Genomic DNA, 21,170 nt, shown 5'->3' with positions numbered 1-21,170 from the left:
GCGCTGATGGTAGTGTGGCGTTTGCCATGTGAGAGTAAGTCATCGCCAGCTTTTAAACTCTAACACCCCCTAACCTAGCGGTTAGGGGGTGTTTTTTATTGCAGCTAAGTTTCATATACTAGTTGCTTAAGTTTGGAGTTTTCTAATATGGTTTGGATTGTTGTACAAAGCTTCTCTTTCCCATACGAAGCACAAATTGCTAAAACACAATTGGAAGCAGCTGAAATTCCTGCTCGTATTGAAAATGAACATACCATTAATACGGATTGGCTCTATTCTAATGCCTTAGGTGGTGTTCGATTATTAGTACCTGAAATTTATGCTAGTGAAGCAAAAGTTTTGCTTGCACAGGATTTTAGTCATGAACTAGAGCAAGAGTTTGGTTTAAATGAAAGATGCCCAAATTGTGGTAGTAGTGATATACAACCTCATACGGAAGGGAAACGACCTGCTTATTTAGTTTTCTTATTGCTTGGCTTTCCTTTATTTTTTTATAAGAATGGAACTAAATGTCAGCAATGCCAACATTTTTGGAGTTAGCCTCTTAATAAATAATCAAAATTGCAAAAAATATGTGGTATTAATTTGCTGTATGCATGTTATTTATTTTGATTAGCCAATGATAAGAGGGCAGGCAGAACAAAATGTAGATTCCTTAATCTAATTCAGTAAATGTTAGAAAAGGATGGTATCTAACAGTTGGATCTTCATTATTAAATGAGATATATGTACAAAAATAATAGGGTTAGTGAGATAAAACTCACTTCGAATATACTAATATCTTTTTTACATTTATATAGTGATATTTAAAGGCTTACAGAATTGTTTACCTGAATGTAAGATAACAGCATGTGATTTGAGCTATTTGCTGTCTGATAGATAATCATTCTTATTATTTTAATGTTAAGATTCATAGTAATAAAAATTGTCAACATTAGATTTCCATGAATTTTCAATCAGTTATCGCCTCATATTTTGATGTAATATCCACTGGTAATTATTCCAATCTTCATCAGATTGATTTGAATTTGCTTGAATTGGCTGCCTCTGAATCGCTCACAGAAGATTTCTTATTTCATCCACTAATTCACACATTCGACGGATTGGTATTAGATGATGCGGATACAAGTAATCATCATATTTTGCTTCGTCGTAGTCCTTTCGAAGGATATATTCTTTACTTGTCTCATGATGATAGATCAAAAATTGTATTTTCTAGTCTTGTCGAATTGCTTCATGCTGCTGATGAAGCAAAAATAACTAATAAACCTTTGTCAGAATTACATCCGTTAGTCTCCCCTCATGAAATGGAGCAGAAAGCTTTATCGTATCTTGTACGCAGTTTAGTGAAAGAAACTGATGACGATATTGAGATTGCTTTAGCTTTGATTCCCTCAATGGATCTTTTAGATATAGAACTTTTAACAGAGTTAGCTAAGCACGATGATTTTTTTGTTGCTGAGATAGTGGGAGATGAAATTGCAAAACGTCCTTTTTTAGCCTTGCAACAGGTGGCGCTATTATGTTCGCAACATCCTCATTCACAAGCTGCCAAAGCTGGTGTAAGAGCGTTGCAAGCTATTGGGTTGTGATGGAAAGAGTGTTAATGATGAACTAAACTGATAGAACGATAAGTTTGTCTCAACTTGCTGTTAATAAATGATATTTTAGCAGCAATTTATTTCAATATCTTTTGGCTATTGAGCAATCAGTATTGCATGATGCTGATATAGTAAAATCAAGGTAAGTAGAATAATGTGATATAAATATTGGTAAATTATAATGAAGATTATTGGGAATAAAGTAACTTTTGGCTTAGAAATAGGTGAACAGATTAATTCATCATTAAGGGTTGTAAATATTTTTATTGGAGGTGAAAATATTTGCTATGAAGATAATCATGTTTATTTACCACAATTTATAAATAGTATATCTGTTACCGCAGAAAATCTTCGTAAAAAAATTGATTACTATAAGTATATAAATTATTTGAAATGGATGTCATTAGAGGAAGCACATAATTTTTTATTAGATACAAGCAATTCTGAATCTCCACATTACAATCTAGAAAATAATAAGCTCTATTTATGTTATAGCATTTTTCAATGGGGACCAACGACAGATGATGCTTCCTGTTTTCTTATACCTATGAATGACGTATTATATTTGACATATAGTTTCCCTTCGAAAGCTAATATTGTTGGTTATAATAGTGTTTCTGGTGTAGCTATAACACCATATGAAATTATTCATGTAATTGAAAATGCTTTAAGTGAATTGAAAGGGTTGGAATAATATTAATTCTATTTTATGAGTGAAAGTATACCATTTTCAGCAATACTTACATTTCCTTTCTTAGATCGAATACATTTAGCTGTATTATAAAATTTAAGCTTTAATTGTTGTGAATACTAAAAAATGGGTCAGTCCTTATGAAACTCAATTCTTTCTCTCCACTCCCTGAAGATGATGAGGAACTCCATCTGCCAGAGCTTGTGTATTGGGCATCACTGGGTGATGTGGAACAAGTCGAACAGCTATTGGCCGCAGGGATAGACCCCAACCAGACCGATGACGAAGGCTATAGTGCGCTACAAGCAGCTGCTGAGAATGATTATTTAGCAGTGGTGAAGCTACTTGTGAGTAAAGGGGCAAATGTTGCTTATAAAGGCGAATACACTGCGTTGCAGCTTGCTGAAATGGCAGAAAATACCGATGTGGTTGTGTATTTAAAAAGTCTTTGAGTTGTGTATAAAAATGACAGATAAAAAAGAAGCCCCATCATCCTGACGGGGCTTCTTCATATTCAGTTTATGTCGTTGATATCCTATTAACGACCACGTCCTGTGTATGTTTTTATTCTCAATGAGACTTCCTGTCTCTATAATTTGTATGATAGGTGAAAATCTTAGGTTGGGATATTCGCCAATCGCTGCGATTGTTGTAGGTTTTGGCTTACAGCAATTTTGAGTGATGTAATCATAAATAATAAAAAACGGAATCAAAAGGTTCCGTTTTTTAACTTCATCTGGATTTAGAAATGAACATCTAAACCGATATAAGGGCCTTTAAAATTAAATTTAAGATCATTTTTTTCGTAGTCATCTAATTTAATATCTAAGATACGGTAGCCAGCTTTTAAGCCGACATCGACCAATAAATTATCAATAAAGTTGTATTGTAATTCGGCTTGAGCATCGGTGATCTTGGTATCATTAAAATTACTATATAACAATTCACCTTTGGCACTTAGACCTGTAAATGGCAGTTTTACGCCTGCTGATCCATAGACCACAGGAACGGTTTTATCAATATCCGTTTTGCTTAAGCCTAGTGTTTTCACATCACCATTTAAACTGGTTGCACCTAAACCAATATCAGCATTTACCACATTGTCTAAAATCTCATAATATAAAATGAAATCAGTATGGTCGATATTCAGGTCATAGACGGGTTGTCCTGCGACTTCTTTTTCTGTCTGTGATTTTAAATTCACATAGCGAATTTTTGCATTTGGAATCAGTGGAATTGGATGTTCAAATGCAAGAGAGACTTGAGCAGAACCTTTACGGTCTAAATCGTATTCTCTAGAATTTTCATAAGGATCCAATAGCAGATTATCTATACCCGTTTTATTTGATAGAGAAGTTATATTATTGGGTTGAACTTGTGCCTTACCATCATAAAACCAATAACTTGCATCTGCTTTTACACCAATCATATCCGCTTGTGCTAAACCACAAAAGCTTGATCCTAAAGCTAAGATTGATATTTTTAATATTTTCATTGGATTGTCCTAATTCATATCAAAAAGCGTAATGAATTGTTGTGAATTCATCAGTGATTGGGCAAATCATATAGTGATCTCAGAAAATATACAGTAGTCTAATTTTAAATTTTGAGAATGGAATGAAGAATAATGGCTGATGTATGCGATGTTGTGGATTATCCTTTGTATGTTGCAGGGAAAGCAGTAACGACAGGTCAATGGTTAGAAGTACATGATAAGTATCGAAATACAGTCTACGCACGGGTGGCATTGGCCGATGCTAAAGTACTTGAAAAAGCGATTTCTGCCTCGGTAAAAGCAGAAGCGGAAATGGCAGTACTCAAGCCTTTTCAAAAACAGCAAATCTTGCTGCATTGTGTAAAACGATTTAATGAATTACGTGAGCAACTCACTGAAATTCTGATTGCTGAAGGGGGCAAACCCCGTGGTGCAGCCAGTGCAGAAGTGGAGCGTTTGATTAATACCTTTCAATTGGCAGCTGATGCGGTCACGCAACTTGATGACAGTCATCTGTTGCCTTTAGCTGTTACACCTGCTGCCGCACGGTTTCGTGGCATGGTCAAACAGGTGCCAATTGGTGCGATTTCTTTAATCAGCCCGTTTAATTTCCCCTTAAATCTCGTTGCTCATAAGATTGCTCCTGCGATTGCAGCAGGTTGTCCATTTGTATTGAAACCTGCGAGTTTGACACCGATCAGTGCATTAATGATTGCCAAAGTCTTGGCGGAAACGGATTTACCCAAAGGCTCATGGTCAGTGTTGCCTTGTGATCGCCAAGCAGCGGATATTTTGGTAACCGATGATCGCTTTAAATTACTCAGCTTTACGGGGTCAGATCAGGTTGGTTGGGACATGAAAGCGCGTGCAGGTCGTAAGAAAGTCACTTTGGAACTCGGCGGTAATGCTGCGGTTTTGATCGATGCAGATACCATGATTGATGAGGCGCTCATAGATCGTTTGATCAGTGCTGCTTATGGGCATGCGGGGCAGGTCTGTATCAGTGTACAGCGCATTTTAATTCATGCAGATCTTTATGCAGATGTAAAAAAGAAGCTCATCGCAAAACTAAAAAAAATTAAAGCAGATGATCCAACACTCAGTACGACGTTGGTAGGCCCGATGATTAAGGAAGCAGAAGCTATCCGCTTGAAGAAATGGCTTGATAAGGCGGAGAAAAAGGGCGCAAAAGTTCTAGTAGGAGGGAGTTTACAAGGCGTCTTGTTTGAACCTACTTTGTTAGAGCATGTCGATGCCAAGTTAGAAATCTATAGAGATGAAGCATTTGGCCCAGTGGCAATTTTAGAAAAGTTTAAGAATTTCGAGCAAGGTATTACCACAATCAATCAAAGTCGTTTTGGTTTACAGGCAGGTGTGTATACGCAAAATCTGAATAAAATGCTGTATGCATGGGATCATTTACATGTGGGTGGTGTCATCATTAATGATGTACCCACGTTCCGTGTTGATAATATGCCTTACGGTGGTGTAAAGGACTCAGGTTTAGGTCGAGAAGGCATTCATTCTGCGATTCGGGATATGCAAGAAGAACGTTTGCTTGTGATTAAAGAGATATCGTGATGAAAGGTTGGAGGCTTATTCTACTGGCTGTGTGTATGGTCTGGAATATGTCGGTAGCGGCATTTTCCTCACAGCAACTTGTCACTGATGCGAAGAAACAAATCGGTGTCACCCAATATTATGATCCAGCGTATACGCGCTTAAGTTATCCCATGGGGGATGTTCCTCTGATTAAAGGAGTATGTACAGATGTGGTCGTACGATCGCTCCGACAACAAGGTATCGATCTACAACAAAAGATACATGAGGATATGCGTAAGCATTTCAAAGTTTACCCGAATAAATGGGGGCTCAAAGCACCTGATAAAAATATTGATCACCGCCGAGTGCCCAACATTGCGACTTATTTTCAGCGACAAGGCTATCAAGTCACTGACCAAAATTACCGTATTGGGGATATTGTGACTTGGGATTTAGGGCAAGGATTAGTGCACATAGGTATTGTTTCTGACAAAAAAAGTTTCTTTCAGAAAATACCGTTAATTTTACATAATATTGGTCATGGCACTGAAGAGTCGGATATTTTATTTCAGTATAAGATCACAGGGCATTATCGAATTAAAAAATAAATGCCTATTTAATGTGATTAAGTGGCTCACATTTTTATCAATTGATAAATTTATAAGCCACTTCTTCGATTGAGCTGAAAAATAATCAATTGTGTTGAAATTAACGATAAACGGCAGAATTTATCTGCATAATTTACAGTAAAAAGAAATAAAAACAGGTATTGTTCGGCTATTAAAAAGCAGAAAAACACAATCTGATCTTTAAGGAAGATGGTTTGGTTTTTGCTTGTTTGTTCATGAAAATAAGAGACCCACAAGGTTGAAATTTCATGCAAGCAAAACAAGATTTTTACGGTACTTTTCATGTCTGTTGGATAATAAAACCTAACGCAGTATGAAAAACGCCAGTGTATATATTTAGGTGTCTTATGACAGATTCTCGTGAAAACTGGACATCACGATCTGGTTTTATTATTGCAGCCGTTGGTTCGGCTGTCGGTTTAGGTAATATTTGGCGTTTTCCTTATGTTGCCTATGAAAATGGTGGTGGTGCGTTTCTTATTCCGTATTTACTCGCACTAATTACAGCTGGTTTACCCTTATTATTTTTAGATTATGCGACAGGACACCGTAGTACAGGTTCTCCTCCCAAAGCGTATCGTGCTTTATTTAAAGGTGGTGAAACGCTGGGTTGGTGGCAAGTCTGTGTCTGTATCATTATTGGTTTGTACTATGCCAGCGTTCTCACGTGGGCAGGAAGCTATATTTACTTCTCAATTGGTCAGGCGTGGGGAAGTGACCCAGAAAGTTTCTTCTTTAATACCTACTTACAGACATCGAAAGCATCTGGTTTCGACTTTCAGTTTGTGAGCCATTTATTGTGGCCAATTGTTGGGATTTGGGCACTGACCTTAGTGATTTTATATGGTGGCGTTAAAAAAGGTGTTGAATTATCAAATAAGATTTTCATGCCTTTGTTATTTGTCCTGTTCACCGTTCTGGTGATTCAATCATTGCGTTTACCTGGTGCAGCCGAAGGCTTAAATGCATTTTTCACCCCGAACTGGTCTGCGATGATGGACTATAAAGTGTGGTTAGCCGCTTATGGGCACACTTTCTTCTCATTATCTGTTGGCTTCGGGATCATGGTGACATATTCCTCTTATTTAAAGCCGAAAACCAACTTAACAGGTTCGGGTCTGATCGTTGGTTTTGCCAATGCTTCGACTGAAATCTTGGCGGGTATTGGTATTTTTGCAGCATTGGGCTTCATGGCACATGCGGCAGGCAAAGAAGTACAAGATGTCGTCAGTGGTGGTATTGGTCTAGCATTTATTGCGTTTCCAAAAATCATTTCAAGCTTAGGTGCAGGTGCGGATTTATTCGGTCTATTGTTCTTCTCTTCGCTTTTTGTCGCAGGTATTTCTTCCATGGTCAGTATCTTGGAAGTACCGATTGCAGCGATGCAAGATAAGTTAAAATGGAGCCGTAAGAAAGCAGTTACCATCATTGGTGGTGGTAGTGCATTCGTTTCAGTCATCTTATTCTCAAGCGTAAATGCGATTAAACTGGTTGATATTGTGGATCACTTTATCAATAACATTGGGATTATTGGTGGTGCATTATTATCAATCATCAGTGTGGCTTGGTTTAAGCGTTCTGCTTTAATTGAACTTCGTGATCATGTGAACCGTATTTCGACGATTCAATTGGGTAAAGGTTGGGATTTCACCTTAACCGTGATTACTTCTCTGATCTTATTAACCACATTGAGCATGACTGTGTTTAACTTGGTGAAAAACGGTTACGATACGTATAGCATGAGTTTACAAGGCATCTTTGGGTGGGGCAGTGTGATTTTCTGTGCTGTCGTTGCAGTTATACTCAGCAAAATGAAAGATCGCTAGGAGCGCAGTTATGAATACTTCAGCAATTGTGATGATGATCATTTCAATGGTGTTCTTATGGGGTGGACTGATTTTGTCTATTCTACATTTAATGAAACATCCAGAAGAACTTGATGAGGTTCTGGAAGAAGTTAAAGATCATCATACGCTTTAAAAACAGATTAAAAAAAGCAGGCTTTGAAGCCTGCTTTTTTATTAGCCTAATTTCTTAATCTGACAATAGTAGAAACCATCACCTGATTGTGCAGTTGGTAATAATTGACGACCATAAGTCTGTTCAATACCCCAGTCTACATTGATTTTAATTTCTTCTGCATCTGGATGTTCGGCGAAGAACACAGCCATTTGCTGTTCATTTTCAGCTTTTAGAATCGAGCAGGTGATATAGAGTAAAGTGCCACCGACTTTGAGCTGTTGCCACATGTTTTTCAAAATTTGCTGTTGTAAGGCAGCCGTTTGCGCGATATCAGTCGATTGTCTTAATAGGCGAATATCAGGATGGCGACGGATTACGCCTGTTGCAGAACAGGGGGCGTCTAGCACAATGCAGTCCACAGTTTCTTTCGCCTGCCAAGTGGTTGCATCAGCTGTCACGATCTCAACATTATCTTGAGCTAAGACAAGGCGTTCTAAATTTTCAGAAACTCGCAATAAACGTTTTGCATCATGATCAAGTGCAATCAGTTTCTTCGGGTTAAAGTGCTCAAGAATGTGTGCTGTTTTACCCCCTGGTGCAGCACATGCATCGACAACCACTTGGTCATCTAAATTGGGTAAAAGCATCGCGCACAGTTGAGCATGTTCATCCTGAACAGAAAAACCGCCTTCTTCGAAACCTGGTAAATGGGTAATATTGCCTGTTTGCTCCAAAACAATCCCCACATTTGAAAGCATACAAGGACGAGCATCAATCTGTTCTTCATCTAAAATATCAAGATACTCATCACGACTGATTTGACGTTCATTGACACGAAGTGTTAGAGGGGCGACTTGTTTTAAATTTTGACAGATTTCATCAAATTGATCAGGCCAATCTTTTTTGAGTCGTTTGAATAACCAGCTTGGTAAACCATGCGTATTATTCAAAGCTGTTTGAAATTCAGATGTTTCACGTGAAACACGACGCAGAATCGCATTGACCAAACCACTCATTGGTTCGAAACCGAGTTGCTTAGCCGCATTTACCGTTTCCGAAATCGCAGCATGTACAGGAATACGGGTACATAAAATTTGATATAAACCAAGATATAAACAACTTTCTAGTGCTTCATTGTCTAATGGTTTCGTGAGCAATGGTAAGGTAATTGCTTTTAAAGAATACCACTGGCGTAAACAACCTAAAGTAAGTTCGTGATATAAACCACGGTCACGTTCAGAAACAATATTGATATGTTGATTCAAAACGGAAGCCAAAGATTGCCCATTTTGAACAGCTAAAAGTGTTTTAATCACTTGCGCACGCAGGTTCAAATTTTTTGCAGATGATTGATTTGATTGATTCATGGGAGAATTTGTCCAATATGCAATTTTTGAGTTTGGGCAATTTGTACTGGATTGAGGGCTTTAGCACCTGGCCACTGCAAACTGGTTAGGCAGACTGCTGTATTGTCGCCACAAGCAACATGTACGCCTTGTCTATCAATTCCTATGATTTCGCCCAATTGAGCATCCGTTTTGCTGTGTTCAGAAAGGATCGAATTCCAAACCCTTAAAGCATTGTTTTCATCAAGTTGAATAAAAGCGACAGGCCAAGGATTAAAAGCACGAATATTACGATCAATCTGCACTGCATTTTGTGTCCAATCAATGCGAGCTTCAGCCTTGACGAGTTTGTGTGCATAGACCGTAAGTGCTTCATCTTGCACTTCACGTTTTTCGATAAAATCCTGCAAGCTTTGTTCAGATTCGAGTACGGTACAAATCGCTTCAGCCCCTTGGACTGCAAGCTTATCATGCAGCGTTGCAGAGGTATCTTCAGCAGTAATTGGGCAAAAGGTTTTATACATCATATCGCCTGTATCTAAACCTGCTGCCATTTGCATGATGGTAATTCCTGTTTCCACATCACCTGTTGCAATGGCACGTTGGATGGGTGCAGCACCACGCCAACGAGGTAGTAAAGAACCGTGAATATTTAAGCAGCCATATTTAGGTGTATCTAATACTGCTTGTGGCAAGATTAAACCATAAGCAGCAACGACCATGACATCTGCACCTAAAGCAGCGAGTTGTTGTTGAGCCGCTAAGCCTTCTTCAGTAGAAGCTTTGAAATGTAAAGGTTGATAAACAGGTAAACCGTGTTCAATTGCGAGTTGTTTTACAGGAGAGGGTGTTAATTTTTGCCCACGTCCCGCTTTACGGTCAGGCTGAGTATAAACAGCAATAATCTGGTGTGATGTTTTTAATAATGCCGCCAATGCGGTTGCCGCAAATTCAGGCGTACCAGCAAAAATGATTTTCACAAATGGAATCCAAATAAAACTTACTTCAAATTATAAGCGAAAAAGTCAGTAGACCCTAATTCATCATGTATCAGATCCATGTGTATTCAATGAATTCATTGCTGCTTTAGTGGATTTAAAATAGACAAATAAAGCTCTGAGACAGATTAAAATTTCGATTAAAAAAGACCAATGTAAAATAAAGTTCAGCCACCAAGTCGGGTAACGTGAGCTGACTTCAAAGAATGCATAAGATTGGTGAATAAATGGAGCAAATAACCAAACATCTCCGACAAATAGATCGAGAAAAATATGCAGAATCGCTCCACTACAAAATAGGCAAGTCAGTAATGCAAATTTAGATTTAAACGATTTAAAACAATAAAGTGCGATCAAAAAAATCGTGATCCAAACAGATAACCAATGTGGAAAATATTGATGATGATGTACTGAACGTTGATCAATGAGATAAAAATAAAATAAATTGAGATCTGGAAAAATAGCACCCAGCATGATGATGGTAAAAAATGATTTAGTCTGAATACCTGTTGAATGAAGTTTAGAATACAGGGCTTTTGCTAAAATATAACCAGAGGGCAGATGGGCGATAAACATAATGAGTTCTTATACTATTTGATAGACTGTGAATATTTTAATAAATATCAATAAATTGAGTTTGATTTTTGTGTGAAATAAACACGCTGTCTTATGTTTTTTATGTGAAGTTGTACAAACTCATATTTAGTTATGGAGTGTGATGAGAAACCTGAGTGACTGTAGAATAAAAAAAGATAAGTTTGCTGGTCATCTGTTAAACGATAACTTGTAGTATGATGGAAACAGCTCACTATATCATTTCGCCAGAGAGAATTTTTGATTCATCTCGAGCACACACTTGTTGGGAATACAAAATGCCTGATTATCGTTCTAAAACATCAACACATGGAAGAAATATGGCTGGCGCGCGCGGTTTATGGCGTGCGACAGGTATGAAAGATGAAGATTTTGGCAAACCAATTATTGCGGTGGTCAACTCATTTACCCAATTTGTTCCGGGGCATGTACACCTTAAAGATTTAGGGCAACTGGTTGCACGAGAAATTGAAGCTTCTGGCGGTGTTGCGAAAGAGTTTAATACGATTGCCGTCGATGACGGGATTGCCATGGGGCATGATGGGATGCTGTATTCACTCCCATCACGTGATTTGATTGCCGATTCAGTCGAATACATGGTCAATGCACACTGTGCTGATGCAATGGTATGTATCTCGAACTGTGACAAGATCACCCCAGGAATGTTGATGGCAGCGATGCGCTTGAATATCCCTGTGGTATTCGTATCTGGCGGCCCAATGGAAGCAGGTAAAGTTAAGTTTCGTGGTAATGAAAAAGCCATTGATCTTGTTGATGCCATGGTGGTTGCAGCAGACGAAAGTTATACCGATGAAGAAGTTGAAGCTTTTGAACGTTCAGCTTGCCCAACCTGTGGTTCATGTTCAGGGATGTTTACAGCAAACTCAATGAACTGTTTAACCGAAGCTTTGGGCTTATCTTTACCAGGTAATGGTTCAATTGTGGCAACGCATGCCAACCGTGAAAAATTGTTTTTAAGAGCAGGTCGCTTAGTAGTTGAACTGGCGAAACGTTATTATGAACAGAATGATGACAGTATTTTGCCGCGCTCGATTGCAACCAAAGCCGCTTTTGAGAATGCGATGACACTTGATATTGCAATGGGTGGTTCAACCAATACGGTATTGCATTTATTGGCGGCTGCACACGAAGCAGAAGTTGATTTCACTATGGATGATATCGACAATTTGTCTCGTAAAGTACCTGTATTATCTAAAGTTGCACCTGCAAAGTCGGATGTGCATATGGAAGATGTGCATCGTGCAGGCGGTATTATGGCGATCTTAGGTGAACTAGATCGTGCTAATTTATTGGCGACATCATGCTCAACTGTGCATGAACCGACACTGAAAGATGCCTTAGATAAGTGGGATATTATCCGTACTGAAGATGCAGACGTATATGAATTTTATCGTTCATCACCGGGTGGTATTCCGACCCAAGTGGCATTCTCACAAAACCGTTATTACTCAACTTTAGATGGCGACCGTGAGAACGGTGTGATTCGTAATGCTGAACATGCCTTCTCTAAAGACGGTGGCTTGGCTGTACTTTATGGCAACATCGCTTTAGATGGGTGTATCGTGAAAACTGCGGGTGTAGATGAGTCTATTCTGAAATTTACGGGTACAGCACGCGTTTTTGAAAGCCAAGATTCAGCAGTTGAAGCGATTTTAGATCATAAAATCGTTGCAGGCGATATTGTTGTGATTCGCTATGAAGGTCCACGTGGTGGGCCGGGTATGCAAGAAATGTTATATCCAACCAGCTATTTGAAATCGAAAGGTTTGGGTAAAGACTGTGCTTTGATTACTGATGGTCGTTTCTCGGGTGGCTCTTCAGGTTTGTCGATTGGTCATGTTTCACCAGAAGCAGCAGAAGGTGGTGCAATCGGTTTGGTTCAAGATGGTGATACCATTGAAATTGATATTCCGAATCGTACCATTCACCTTGATGTAGATGATGCAACAATGGCACATCGTCGTACTGTTCAGGAAGCCAAAGGTTGGCATCCAGAGGAAGAGCGTAAGCGCAAAGTTTCAAAATCTTTGAAAATTTATGCTTTGCATTCAACTAGTGCTGCGAAAGGTGCCGTACGCGTTTTGTAAACTTTTGCCAAGCAACTATGCTAATCATCCCTCTTTATTACGATAAAGAGGGACTTTTTTCTGATTTTATAAGATACTCAATATACTTATTTACTCACTTGCTAGAATGTAAGTTAGAGAAAATTTACCCATTTATAAACGTATAACCATTAGAGGCTATCGACATGTCTTTGCTACGTCGTTGGTTTGATCCCATCCGATCGAGTTGGTTCTATCAAAAACCTTCCCGTCAGGCGGTGTTACCCACGGAACAGGGTTTAAGTATTTACCTACGTCTAGACGATGTTTATAGTTATCTTGCAGTACAGCAGCTTGATCAGCTCAATGAAATTTTGAGTGATGAACTCAAACCTTTAAAAGTGATTATTTCAAGGCAGGGCGCTGAGCCTCCGAATGGTATGTCTAGGCAAGATTGGCAAAACTATTGTTTAAATGATGCCAAAATTCTCGCTAAGCAGCATCGTTTTGGTTTCGATGAAACCCCTGAAATACCCAGTGCAGAAGCATTACAACAAGCAGAAATCATTCTAAGAAATACGCCTTTAAGAGAACAAAATTTTTTACATTTACTCGAAGACGTATTCCATATGTTATGGCAACAACAATATGGCAAATTACGTACTTTGTATGCGATGGCAAGCCAACATCAAGCCCCTCAAGATTATCCTGAACGTATCTTTAAAGATGTGCCTGTTGCAGCCAGTTATTTCGAATTTGGTGAGCGTAAATATCAAGCCGTTGATGATTTATTACGCCTGACACGCCGTTTAAAACAACAAAAATTACTGACTGGAAACCCAATTTTCCTGATCAATCATATCGAATGGCGTGAGCATTTGATTAATGATGGTGAGGCACTGGCTGAAGTGCAAGCCTTACATCCAGAATTAGATTTGTATATTGCACTTGAAGATCCAATGAGTTGGTTACTTTTGGCTTATATCAAAGAAGAACTCGCCAATTATTATAATATCCAGTTGAAAGTCTATCCCTTGAGTTATCACGGACGTGACTGGTTCGATTGGAGTTTGGCAACACGCGTATCAAAACGAACACAAGTCGCATTTACGCCGTTTTGTCGCCCAACCAAAGAAGCGACTTATGAAATGGCGAAGCTATTTTATAGTGTTGCAGAAGCAGAACAGGTCGATTGTATTCATGAGATTTTGGAAGGTATTTGGACGCGTGGCAAAGATATTTCTTTCAAAACACATTTTCAACGGATGCAAAAGCGTTTAGCGATCGAACAGATCACAGAACAAGATGTGGGTGCTTTGCTTAAACAAAATGATACCTTATGCCAGCAAAAACATCAGCCTGATTTTCCTGTATTGGAATTACGTATAGATGGGCAAAGTTATGTGTTTAATAGCTTATATCGGGTTTGGATGATTGAAAGTATCATTAGTAATGTTTTAGAAGAAAAATATAAGCAAGAGAGTGAAGAATAGTTGATTTTCCTCAATAAAAAGCTTTAATAGGAATTGCCTGAAAAAACTAATAAATAGGAAATAAAGATGGGAACTTGGTCACATGAACCATTTGGGAATGACACGGCAAATGATTGGGCTGACGAATTAGAAGATGTGACTGATTTTTCAGTCATTGAAGCCACTTTACAGACGGCATTGGATGAAGGACAAGAATATCTTGATGCAGATGTTGCGATGGAAGCTCTAGCTGCGATAGAGGTGCTTGCCAAGAGTCTGGGGCATGGTACTCAAACAGATGTTTATACTGCGAAAGTAGATGAGTGGCTTGAGACAGTTTCACTGAAACCAAGTACAGATTTATTGCTAAAAGCTCAGCAAGTCCTTGTTTTGGTTTTGTCTGATCAGTCTGAATTAAAAGATTTATGGCAGGAAGCGGACGATTATGATATTTGGTTAGCCAGTATCCAACAGCTCAAAGATGCGCTTCATTAAATACATCGAAGAATAAAAAAAGCAGCTTTCACTGCCTTTCTTGTACTAGTTTTTATCTTTTAAACTGAATAACAGATTCAGAAAAATTGCCGCAAACGTTGCAGTTCCAATTCCACCCAAGTTAAAGCTACCAAACAATAATTCAAAGTTACCTGCACCTAAAATGATGGTTACAGATGCCACAATCAGGTTTTTATTATTGGAGAAATCGACTTTATTTTCGATCCAAATTTTAGCACCCGCAATGGTGATTAAACCAAATACCACAATCGAAGCACCCGTCAAAACGGCGGTAGGAATGGTACTAATCACAGCTCCAAATTTTGGTGACAGACCCAAGAAAATCGCAAACACACCTGCAATCACAAACACAATGGTTGAATAAACCCGAGTGACTGCCATCACCCCGATATTTTCACCATAAGTGGTCATCCCTGGTGCGCCTACACTTCCAGATAAAGTAGTTGCAAGACCATCAGCAACAAAAGCTTTACCCAGTTGCGGTGTAAGATCTTCGCCTGTCATTGCACCGACTGCTTTGATATGACCTAAATTTTCAGCCACTAAAATTAAGGCAACAGGCGCAATGATTAAAATGGCATTCAAATCAAAAGTTGGGTGTGAAAAAGTTGGGATACCAAACCAAGGTGCGGCTGCGATTTGGGAGAAATCAATTGGTTTACCAAAACCTAAAAGATTGGTGGTGATCGCATAAATTGCATATGCCATCAATAGACCGACCAACAATAACAAGCGCTGTAACAGACCTTTGGTAAATACGGCGATGATGCCCATACTTAAAACAGTGATCAATGCCATCCACATTTCAAAAGGCTGTCCAGCAACGCCTTTAATAGTAACGGGTGCAAGGTTGAGACCAATAATCATCACCACAGCACCTGTGACGACAGGTGGCATCAATTTTTCAATCCAGCGTGTCCCTGTCAGCATCACAGCAAAGCCGATCAAGGCATAAAAAATACCACAGGCAACAATGCCCCCAAGCGCAACGGCTAGGTTTGGGTTAGCACCTGATCCTGTAACGTGACCTGTTGCTGCTGCAACGACACCAATAAAGGCGAAGCTTGAGCCTAAATAACTTGGGACACGCCCACCCGTGATCAAGAAGAAAATAATGGTACAAATCCCTGACATTAAAATGGCAAGGTTCGGGCTAAAACCCATGAGGAGTGGTGCAAGTACAGTGGCACCAAACATTGCAAATGCGTGTTGTACCCCTAATACCGCACTTTGTAAGGGCGGTAAATATTCGTTTGTCGCAACAGGGCGATGATCAATCTTTCCCTGATACGGCTGCCATTTTGGAAACCAATTTGACATAGATGAGACTCATTATGTGATATCAGTGGGTATAATACCTTGTCTTAAAATGTGCTTTCATCTATTGATCTTTGAGAATGTAGTTAGATAATTCGTTGAAGTTTAATATTTTTACCTTTTGGTAAAATATTTTTTAAAATAACCTATCGTATTTATTATTTATTTTTCTCTAGATTATTTGAAAAGTTAACTATCTTATTTAAAAAAATATTTTCTAATTTTTTTAGAAAAATGGAATATTTTGCCAGTCTTGCCATCAACACGTGTGATTTATGCTGATGGCAAGGTTCTTATTTAGCCGGTATTGCGCAAACCTGCGGCAATCCCTGCAATACTTACCATTAAGGCATGATCGACAGGGCTATGCTCGGTTTGATGCTCGGCTAAATATAGACGACGGCGTTTCATCAGCTCTGCTTGTAATAAATGCAGAGGCAATAAATATGGTTTACGCACCTGCATGGATTGATCCAATACTTCATTATTACTCAGAAGTTTGGATTCACCTTTGAGACGTAGCAGTGTATCGACGGCATTTTGCAAGCGTTGGCGTAACTCAACGCCTAGAACTTTTAAGTCCTGATCTTGGGTGAGATGAGATTCATAGTACAACGCAATGTCTGCATCAGATTTGGATAATACCATTTCCAGCATATCAATTAAGGTTTGGAAATAAGGCCACTGTTCGAGCATCTCATTTAAGGTATTTTTGTGCTGCTCATGTACCTGATTAATTGCAGTGCCTGTACCGAGCCAAGCAGGCAGCATCAAGCGAATTTGTGTCCATGCAAATACCCACGGAATTGCACGTAACGATTCAATTCCACCACTGACTTTGCGTTTGGCTGGACGTGAACCCAGTGGCAGCATTTGCAACTCTAGTTCAGGCGTAACGGTACGTAAATAGCGAACAAAATTGGGGTTTTCACGCACAGTTTGGCGATAGACCTGTACCGATAAATCAGTCATTTGATTCATCAAATCACGCCATTGTTTCTTTGGCTCTGGGGGGGGCAATAACGTTGCTTCTAAAGTTGCCGCTGTATAGATTTCCAAATTTTGTAGTGCGATGCCTTCTAAACCAAATTTAAATCGAATCATTTCACCTTGTTCAGTGACACGAATTGCACCTGAAATCGAACCTGGTGGTTGAGAGAATAGCGCTTGTTGTGTTGGCGCACCACCACGACTGATCGAACCGCCACGACCATGAAATAGCGTTAATTGCACATCATGTTGTTTGGCGATCGCCGTTAGTTCTTCTTGAGCGCGGTATTGTGCCCAGTTCGCAGACATAAAGCCTGCATCTTTCGCAGAGTCCGAATAGCCAATCATCACCTCATGTTTGCCTTGAATATGCTGTTTGTACCAATGCATATTGAATAAGGTACTCATGGTTTTGGCTGCGCCGTCGAGATCCCTTAATGTTTCAAATAAGGGTACGACACGAAGAGGATGCTGAATGCCTGCCTCTTTTTGCAAAAGCAGCACCGCTAAGACATCACTCGGATATTCTGCCATCGAAATAATATAAGCACCCAAGCTCTCGGTAGGTTGTTCTGCTAAAGTGCGCATGGTGGCAAACACTTCCAAAACATCAGGATGCTGAATCAAGCTGCCTTCTGGTTCATTGATAAACTTAGGTAATAACGGACGTTTGCTTTGTAGTTCCTGAATGAGGAAGTTCTGACGGGCTTGCTCCGTCCACGATTCAAAGTTACCCAAACCTAAATATTCGGTAATGGCTGAAATGGCTTGACGATGCCGCCCTGATTCTTGGCGAATGTCGAGTTTGAGTAATTCAATCCCGAAACAATTCACACGATAAATGAAATCGAGTAATTGCCCATTGGCGATTTCAGCTAAGTTACTGTCGATCAGTGAGCGATAGCACAACAAGAGTGGTTGTAGTAATTCATCTTTATTTCGAATGATCTGGCTATCATCGGCTTCTAAGCCTTGTAAGCGTTGACCCAAGCAATAACGGGTTGCTTTCAAGCGTTCACGAGTTTCACGTAAATATTCACGATAGGGTTCAGGGTGTTCATAACCGAGTGCTTGAGTGAGTTCATCCGAACAGCTTTGAATTGACAATTCCCAGCGTAGATTTTCAATATCACGTAGATACAAATCAGCAGCTTGCCAACGTGATAACCATAATACTTCTTGGGTGACTTGATGAGTCACATTGGGATTACCATCACGATCACCGCCCATCCATGAGGCAAAGCGAATGGGTGCAATATTGAGTGGCAAATACTGTTCACAATGCTGCTGGGTGAGTTCATTCAGCTCACGAATAAACTTGGGTACAGCATTCCATAAGGTTTGTTCAATGGTGGCAAAGCCCCATTTCGCTTCATCGACAGGGGTTGGGCGATGTTGGCGAATTTCATCGGTTTGCCATGCCGAGCTGACCAATTGTTTCAGTGTGGCAAGGGTGTGTTGACGCTCACGTGGAGTGAGTTTTTGTTGATCGAGTTGAGAGAGACAGTCCGTAATATCATCATATTTTTGAATTAAGGTACGGCGGCTGACTTCGGTTGGATGTGCTGTCAGTACCAATTCAATTTTTAAATCACAAATTTGTTGGAAGAGTTGTTTTTGATCGATCTGTTCGGTTTTGAATTTTTCAAATAAATGTGACAAAGGATTTGGATTGGGTGCATGTTCATCAAACTCAGCCTGACGACGATTACGCACCACATGATATTGTTCCGCGATATTGGCAAAATTCAGGAAATGTGAAAATGCACGGGTCAGCGGCAAAATTTCTTCATCTTTCAAGCCGAGAAAAAGTTGTTCGAGCTGTTTTTCTGCTTCAACTTGACCGTCACGAGCGCCTTTGGCTAATGCACGGATTTGCTCAATTTGATTAAACAAATCTTGCCCAGCGTGTTGCTTTAAGGTCTCTCCAAGTAGATTGCCCAGTAAACGGACATCTTCACGTAATGGAGCTGTGATTTGTTGAATCATTCTATTTCTCCTCATGGTCTCTTTCGACTATAGCGCGATTGAGAGACAATCCAAGTGGAGAACGTAAATAAATGTGAATTTTATCTAATTTTTAGGTTGATATTTAAGCAAAAAAAATTCAATTGCTTGTTCAATCATTTGCTCGATTTCCATAGTGGTTGGAACGGGATCTAAACCAAGCAAGACTTTATGATGACGTATGCCTAACAGCAATGACATGATGAGGTCAGTCAGTTTAAGTGGCTCATCTGCCTGAATGAATTTAAACGCAATCGCCTGCTCAAAAAAATCACACCAAACATTACACATTCGCGTATGTGACGCATCAAAAAATTGTTGTGTAAGTGGACTTTGTTCAGCGGCAAGTTCAAACAAGAGACAATCTAATTTAAGTGCCTCAGGCAAATAAATAATGCTTAAGGCTCGATGACACATTAAATACAGTGCTTGCTCAAAATCGGACTCAGCTGTCAGTTCAAATTGTTTCGCTCGAATTGATTCTTCACAGCTTTCTTCAATCGCGCAGATAAATAAATTGGCTTTGTCTTGAAAGTGGTTATACACCGTGAGTTTGGTGACACCTGCTTCTTTTGCAATCTGATTCATATTGGTCGCGTGGTAGCCCATTTTTAAAAAAATAGATTTCGCAGCCTGTAAAATTTTGGCTCTCTTTTCTAAATCTTTAGGACGACCACTGTGAATTTGCACGTTACCTTTCTCTTTAATTCAATTAAAAATCAGAATGCTAGATTTATTTTTTAATTAGTGTACTCATGAGTATATTAATTAAAAAATAAACAATCTATCATAATGTTCATATTGTGCCTTAAAAAATCAATTTGAATAAGAGCGAAACAGAGATGAATCTGCTAAATCATGTAATTGTGGGGTTGCTCGTACTCAGCAGTGTCACTTTAACGGCATGTCAAAAAGAGGTTCCCAAGACAGAGGAAATTCCTTATGTCATGGTGACGCAGCCGAATACGAATCATATCGATCAAAAAAGTTATGCAGGTGATGTTCAAGCCAAGCAACAAACTGCATTGGCATTTCGTGTCGGGGGGCAAATTACCGAACGTTATGTTGATGTAGGTGATCGGGTCAAAGTCGGACAGGTTCTGGCTAAACTAGATGTCAAAGACGCACAATTGCAAATGAACGCTGCCAAAGCACAATTGCAAAGTGCTGAAGCAGCAGCAAAAATTGCTGCTGAAGAATATCAGCGTTATCAACAGTTATTACCAGTCAATGCAGTGAGTCGCTCACAATTTGATGCGGTGAAAAATCAGTATGAATCTGCTCAAGCAGGGTTACAGCAAGCGCGTTCTAATTATGAAGTGTCTTCAAATCAAACCGGTTATAACCAACTTATTTCGAATAAGAATGGGGTGATTACACAACGTCAAATAGAGGTTGGACAGGTCATCGGAGCAGCACAACCTGCCTATCAACTGGCGATTGAAGGCGAGCGAGAAGTCGTGTTTGGCGTACCTGAGCAAGCCGTTAGCAGCATTAAAGTGGGTCAACCTGCTTGGGTTACGTTGTGGTCTCAGCCTGATGCTCGTTTTGCAGCGAAAGTTCGTGAAGTGTCACCTGCTGCAGATCAATCTCGAACCTTCACAGTTAAAGTTTCATTATTGGAAGGGCAATCTAGCATCCAGTTGGGGCAAAGTGCGCGAGTAATTTTTGTTGCAAATGAAAATAACGTGTTGAGTGTGCCTTTATCCAGTGTCACCGCCAATAATCAACAAGCGTATGTTTGGGTGGTCACTGCCAATCAAACCTTACGTAAAGTCCCTGTGACGTTGGGCACTTATGGGCGTGATAGCGTACCGATCCTTTCAGGTTTGAAAGCTTCAGATTGGGTCGTAGTGGGTGGTGTGCATCTATTACGTGACCAACAAAAAATTCATCCTGTAGATCGTGATAATCGCGAAGTCACCGTTAAAACGGGAGGTTAAG

The 21,170-nt window shown here is 39.6% G+C and carries 19 protein-coding genes; 12 read left to right on the top strand and 7 right to left on the bottom strand.

Features of this window, described 5'->3' with window-relative positions; genetic code table 11:
• The first annotated feature begins 147 nt into the window (after positions 1-147).
• The 4 genes from C502_RS0110550 to C502_RS0110535 all read left to right on the top strand — a co-directional run bounded on the left by C502_RS0110550 (position 148) and on the right by C502_RS0110535 (position 2,744).
• Positions 148-540: a putative signal transducing protein gene (locus tag C502_RS0110550; protein WP_018678317.1), complete on the top strand. Its 393-nt coding sequence runs from the start codon at positions 148-150 to the stop codon at positions 538-540.
• Between the two features lie 404 nt (positions 541-944).
• On the top strand, positions 945-1,592 hold the full coding sequence (locus tag C502_RS0110545; protein WP_018678793.1) for a hypothetical protein: 648 nt from the start codon (positions 945-947) through the stop codon (positions 1,590-1,592).
• Positions 1,593-1,782: 190 nt separating this feature from the next.
• Complete coding sequence (locus C502_RS0110540; RefSeq protein ID WP_018678792.1) at positions 1,783-2,295, top strand: hypothetical protein; 513 nt, start codon at positions 1,783-1,785, stop codon at positions 2,293-2,295.
• 137 nt (positions 2,296-2,432) lie between these two features.
• Complete coding sequence (locus tag C502_RS0110535; protein ID WP_018678791.1) at positions 2,433-2,744, top strand: ankyrin repeat domain-containing protein; 312 nt, start codon at positions 2,433-2,435, stop codon at positions 2,742-2,744.
• A 290-nt stretch (positions 2,745-3,034) separates the two neighbouring features.
• On the opposite strand, the gene C502_RS0110530 is transcribed toward C502_RS0110535, so the two are convergent.
• Positions 3,035-3,787, bottom strand: a complete 753-nt coding sequence (locus C502_RS0110530; protein WP_018678790.1) for a TIGR04219 family outer membrane beta-barrel protein — start codon at positions 3,785-3,787, stop codon at positions 3,035-3,037.
• Between the two features lie 132 nt (positions 3,788-3,919).
• Between C502_RS0110530 and C502_RS0110525 the strand changes: the two genes are divergently transcribed.
• The 4 genes from C502_RS0110525 (at position 3,920) to C502_RS18875 (ending at position 7,938) form a co-directional block, all read left to right on the top strand.
• Positions 3,920-5,368, top strand: coding sequence for an aldehyde dehydrogenase family protein (locus C502_RS0110525; protein ID WP_018678789.1), 1,449 nt, complete (start codon positions 3,920-3,922; stop codon positions 5,366-5,368).
• The gene (locus C502_RS0110520; RefSeq protein ID WP_018678788.1) at positions 5,368-5,937 is read left to right on the top strand and encodes a DUF1287 domain-containing protein; all 570 of its coding nucleotides are present in this window, start codon (positions 5,368-5,370) and stop codon (positions 5,935-5,937) included. Before C502_RS0110525 ends, C502_RS0110520 begins: the two co-directional genes overlap by 1 nt.
• 368 nt (positions 5,938-6,305) lie before the next feature.
• Positions 6,306-7,784, top strand: a complete 1,479-nt coding sequence (locus C502_RS0110510; protein WP_018678786.1) for a sodium-dependent transporter — start codon at positions 6,306-6,308, stop codon at positions 7,782-7,784.
• Positions 7,785-7,794: 10 nt separating this feature from the next.
• Positions 7,795-7,938 (top strand): methionine/alanine import family NSS transporter small subunit, encoded by a 144-nt coding sequence (locus C502_RS18875; protein ID WP_018678785.1) that lies wholly within the window; start codon positions 7,795-7,797, stop codon positions 7,936-7,938.
• A 41-nt stretch (positions 7,939-7,979) separates the two neighbouring features.
• Here C502_RS18875 and rsmB read toward each other — a convergent pair whose 3' ends face one another.
• From rsmB to C502_RS0110490, 3 genes are all read right to left on the bottom strand, one after another.
• Positions 7,980-9,287, bottom strand: a complete 1,308-nt coding sequence (rsmB, locus tag C502_RS0110500) for a 16S rRNA (cytosine(967)-C(5))-methyltransferase RsmB (RefSeq protein WP_018678784.1) — start codon at positions 9,285-9,287, stop codon at positions 7,980-7,982.
• Positions 9,284-10,246 carry a methionyl-tRNA formyltransferase gene (gene fmt, locus C502_RS0110495; RefSeq protein WP_018678783.1) on the bottom strand — a complete coding sequence of 321 codons (963 nt, stop codon included), beginning with the start codon at positions 10,244-10,246 and terminating at the stop codon, positions 9,284-9,286. Before fmt ends, rsmB begins: the two co-directional genes overlap by 4 nt.
• A 63-nt stretch (positions 10,247-10,309) precedes the next feature.
• Positions 10,310-10,840, bottom strand: a complete 531-nt coding sequence (locus tag C502_RS0110490; RefSeq protein WP_018678782.1) for a metal-dependent hydrolase — start codon at positions 10,838-10,840, stop codon at positions 10,310-10,312.
• A gap of 296 nt (positions 10,841-11,136) precedes the next feature.
• Between C502_RS0110490 and ilvD the strand changes: the two genes are divergently transcribed.
• The 3 genes from ilvD to C502_RS0110475 all read left to right on the top strand — a co-directional run bounded on the left by ilvD (position 11,137) and on the right by C502_RS0110475 (position 14,891).
• The gene (ilvD, locus tag C502_RS0110485) at positions 11,137-12,966 is read left to right on the top strand and encodes a dihydroxy-acid dehydratase (protein WP_018678781.1); all 1,830 of its coding nucleotides are present in this window, start codon (positions 11,137-11,139) and stop codon (positions 12,964-12,966) included.
• A 164-nt stretch (positions 12,967-13,130) separates the two neighbouring features.
• Positions 13,131-14,417, top strand: coding sequence for a hypothetical protein (locus C502_RS0110480; protein WP_018678780.1), 1,287 nt, complete (start codon positions 13,131-13,133; stop codon positions 14,415-14,417).
• Between the two features lie 66 nt (positions 14,418-14,483).
• Positions 14,484-14,891 carry a DUF4259 domain-containing protein gene (locus C502_RS0110475; RefSeq protein WP_018678779.1) on the top strand — a complete coding sequence of 136 codons (408 nt, stop codon included), beginning with the start codon at positions 14,484-14,486 and terminating at the stop codon, positions 14,889-14,891.
• A 45-nt stretch (positions 14,892-14,936) separates the two neighbouring features.
• Here the strand turns inward: C502_RS0110475 and C502_RS0110470 are convergent, their stop codons facing one another.
• From C502_RS0110470 to C502_RS0110460, 3 genes are all read right to left on the bottom strand, one after another.
• A complete protein-coding gene (locus C502_RS0110470) occupies positions 14,937-16,232 on the bottom strand; it encodes a solute carrier family 23 protein (RefSeq protein ID WP_018678778.1) in 1,296 nt (431 codons plus the stop codon).
• A gap of 294 nt (positions 16,233-16,526) precedes the next feature.
• A complete protein-coding gene (gene ppc, locus C502_RS0110465; protein ID WP_018678777.1) occupies positions 16,527-19,208 on the bottom strand; it encodes a phosphoenolpyruvate carboxylase in 2,682 nt (893 codons plus the stop codon).
• Between the two features lie 84 nt (positions 19,209-19,292).
• Complete coding sequence (locus C502_RS0110460) at positions 19,293-19,916, bottom strand: TetR/AcrR family transcriptional regulator (RefSeq protein WP_018678776.1); 624 nt, start codon at positions 19,914-19,916, stop codon at positions 19,293-19,295.
• Between the two features lie 152 nt (positions 19,917-20,068).
• Between C502_RS0110460 and C502_RS0110455 the strand changes: the two genes are divergently transcribed.
• Entirely contained in the window at positions 20,069-21,169 is a 1,101-nt protein-coding gene (locus tag C502_RS0110455) for an efflux RND transporter periplasmic adaptor subunit (protein ID WP_018678775.1), read from the top strand.
• Position 21,170: the final 1 nt, after the last annotated feature.

It is taken from the genome of Acinetobacter tjernbergiae DSM 14971 = CIP 107465, from assembly GCF_000374425.1.
Classification (GTDB): domain Bacteria; phylum Pseudomonadota; class Gammaproteobacteria; order Pseudomonadales; family Moraxellaceae; genus Acinetobacter; species Acinetobacter tjernbergiae.
The sequence above is the reverse complement of the archived record's forward strand: the minus strand, read 5'-3'. Positions and strand labels throughout refer to the sequence as shown.